General features: G+C 55.6%; 4 protein-coding genes. All 4 read left to right on the forward strand.

Annotated features, from left to right (window positions below):
* Positions 1 to 147: 147 nt before the first annotated feature.
* Positions 148 to 972: an RHS repeat-associated core domain-containing protein gene (locus G4L39_RS15445; protein ID WP_165107811.1), complete on the forward strand. Its 825-nt coding sequence runs from the start codon at positions 148 to 150 to the stop codon at positions 970 to 972.
* A 3-nt stretch (positions 973 to 975) separates the two neighbouring features.
* Entirely contained in the window at positions 976 to 1,437 is a 462-nt protein-coding gene (locus G4L39_RS09660; protein ID WP_165107812.1) for a hypothetical protein, read from the forward strand.
* A gap of 370 nt (positions 1,438 to 1,807) precedes the next feature.
* Positions 1,808 to 2,110, forward strand: coding sequence for an RHS repeat-associated core domain-containing protein (locus tag G4L39_RS15925; RefSeq protein WP_425485743.1), 303 nt, complete (start codon positions 1,808 to 1,810; stop codon positions 2,108 to 2,110).
* 587 nt (positions 2,111 to 2,697) lie between these two features.
* Positions 2,698 to 2,988 carry a hypothetical protein gene (locus tag G4L39_RS09670; protein WP_165107814.1) on the forward strand — a complete coding sequence of 97 codons (291 nt, stop codon included), beginning with the start codon at positions 2,698 to 2,700 and terminating at the stop codon, positions 2,986 to 2,988.
* The last annotated feature ends 198 nt before the right edge of the window (positions 2,989 to 3,186 follow it).

Genomic DNA, 3,186 nt, shown 5'->3' on the forward strand with positions numbered 1-3,186 from the left:
GTTGTGGAGTTGAACGCGACGAACCACGCCCTGGTGCGGTCGTACGTGTGGGGATTGGATCTTTCGGAATGCCTGGACGGTGCGGGTGGAGTGGGCGGGTTGTTGTGGGTGCGGTTGAGCGGTGGGCCTGCTGCGGGAGTGCACTTTGTGACGTACGACGGCAACGGGAACGTATGGAACCTGGTCTCGGCGAGCACAGGAACCGAGACTGCGCGGTACGAGTATGGACCGTTTGGGGAGCCTTTGCGGCTGACGGGCGCTGCGGCGGGGTGGAATCCGTTCCGGTTCAGCACGAAGCGGACGGAGGACGGCACGGGCCTGGTGCTGTACGAGATGCGGGTTTACGTTCCCTCGCTTGGTCGTTGGCCGAACGGAGACCCGATTGGGGAACGGGGTGGAAGAAACCTTTACGGGTTCGTTCGAAATGATCCAATGGGTCGGTTTGATCGCCTCGGGTTATTCGACCGCAACAGCCCGAGCGGAAATCTCGAGATACCCTTCTCAGCGCAGCCTTGCGGAAATGCGACGGCCCTAGTCAACAGTGGGTCCGCCGAAGTGTGGGCTTGTGGTTCCGTCAAGATCATAGTGATCGGGCCAGGTCAAGGCGGGCACGGGGATGCCGGTGAGATCATCCTATTGCCAATCGGCACGGGATGGGTTCCAATGTCTGACAACGAACCTCCCAACGTTGTGTGCAAAATGAAATACAAATGTACAATGCAGTGTTGTTGTGCATTCGGCAATTTCAATCCTGTGTGGAAAGGAAAACGGGAGTGGGTTTACGGTCGGGTGTTTTCCAAGATGAAAATCAACCCGTGGACAGGCCAACAAGAAAGGGACAGGGACAGCAACCTGGTGTGGAAAAATGCGAAGTGCGAGATTGACCTGATAGAGCTGGAAAGGGCCGACAAGGATTGCCAAGACACGTCGAAGGACAAATGCCACATACGAATTCAGTTGAAAAGCCATTGACTTATGCAAGTCCGACCGATTGTGTCTGCTTTTGTAGCTTTCATCCTTGTGGCGCTGGCGCTAGTCCCTGGCAGGCTGGGAAAGGACAAATACAACCTGGTTAACTGGCCGGACGGAGAACACGACCGGTATGCAATTGAGGTTGTACGACCGAGGATATCTTATGTCGTCATTCCTGATGTAAAGGCATTGCAAACTGCAAATCATTTTATTGTGGGAAAGGCACATTGGAAATACTTGGACGGCTTTTTCACAAATTCGAGTGGCGTGCCGATCACAAATGAGGTGTGGTTTGTACTGGACAAACGCAAGCGTTATCCAAAGTGCTATGCCTTCCTCTCTATCGAGAAGGGGTCTTGGATTGCCTACTGCATCTCGAACAACGTGCCGACGAATATCGTTGAGGTAGAAGAGTTTATTAGTTCACGATCCTCTTTGCGTGGTGGAGGAGTGCCACCGTTGTGACCTTCGGCTATCCCGTCAAAGCGGCTAGAACGAATTAGGGTACTGTTGGCCTCGGCAAGGGTGGTTGGCCATGGAACGCCTGCCACACAACGCCGGAGGTTGAGTTCTTTCGTTGGGATCGCGAATGAGCCGAGATGCGATCCGCAGCACTCAGTGAACAACATCACAAAAGTGCGAGTCCCGCTTTGGGACTAAAAGTTCCGTGTGAGCAGAAGAGTCGCTAGTGCGGCGGGCAGTAGTCTGTATGAGGCGATGTTGCGACATACGAGCGACGGTGTCAGAAATGGGACTGGGCATGGCAAAGCGATCGCTGCGCCTGTGCCAAGTAGGATTGCGGCCTACCGGGGACGTCATACGCTGAGCAGGCATAATGGGGAACGATAATCCATTCTGTCGCAATGCTGGGCAAAAGTGCAGCACGACGGATGTGGTGCTGTACCAAAACCGTGCCTATGGTCGCGCCCTGGGAAGGTGGTTGAGCAGGGATCCGATTGGGGAACGAGGTGGAGTGAACCTTTACGCGGCCATGGTTAATGAGCCGCAAAAGCTGTTCGATGCTTTGGGGCTGGAGTGTGTCGGACACTCTTGCTCCGGTTATGATGAGGACGGTCTGCACTTCTGTGGCCCTCCAAGCCCGCCTCCGACGCCCCGACCACATGACCCGCATGGCTAAAATCGCGTTCCGCCTTACAATCCACCAGATGCTGGGAAACCTTGCTGCGTTGATCCGGCGGTTCTGAAGAAGGCGAAAAGAACCGACCCTACGCCAACCAAGGGATCGAGAAGAATCGATGGTGGAGTGGACTGGACGATTCATATGAAAATCGACCTCGAAATTGATGGTCCGTACAAAGATTTGCAAATCTACTGGACGCCTTGTTGGCGAATAGACGGTACGTCCGGGATTATTCCCTCATGCTCGAACAAGACTGCGTGCGACTTTCCAACAGTAACGTGGGCGAACATTGGTGGGCCATATGTCACCACAGCCCGTGTGTTCTGGCTTTCTTGCGAGGGTGGGAAGTGGACAAAGAAAAAGTATATAGCTCACGGCGCCTACACATTCGACGGAAAATGGACGTTTACAGGCGACTAGCCGTTGCTTTGGGCATGGTTCTCATAGCTGCTGGCTGTTCAACCAAGCCCAAGCAGTTCGGCCAGGCACAAGCTGACAGGCTGCTGTGCCTGAGGCAGATACGATGCGTTGCTTACTGCGGGTTCCAGTACCTAGCAGACCACGACTGACAGTTCCCGAGGACGTTGGAGGAAGCGGTTAGGGTTGAAGCCGGTGAGGAGATGGCCCGGCGCATGAGTCAATGCCCTGCAAAAGAGTCGGCGGCAAAATACATCTACGTGGACTGGTCTCGGTGGTTCACCAACGGTGCCGTGCCGAAAGACTATCCCTTGGTTTACGACTCGAAACGCCATCAGCACGGCAACGGCATAAACGTGGCGCTCATGGATGGCACGGCCTTTTGGGACGAAGATGCCCGCTGGCTTTGCGACTTTGCAAGGAAGCATCCCGAATACGGGTTGGTTATCCCGAAGTAATCGCCCAGCCAAAGGGTGAGAAGGCATTTAACTGCACTCGGGACGCCGCGAACTGACCCGGACATCCTCTGCTGGCGCGCACCCTCGAGCCTAGGTTCCGGCGGCTTCTTCGCGCCCGGACCTCACGCAGGGCTGCCGGCGGGCCGCCGGCGCCATGGAAAATCCCGGCGGGCGCTTACTCGCCCTCGGGCTGCGATG

Origin of the sequence: Limisphaera ngatamarikiensis (genome assembly GCF_011044775.1) — a bacterium.
GTDB lineage: Bacteria > Verrucomicrobiota > Verrucomicrobiia > Limisphaerales > Limisphaeraceae > Limisphaera > Limisphaera ngatamarikiensis.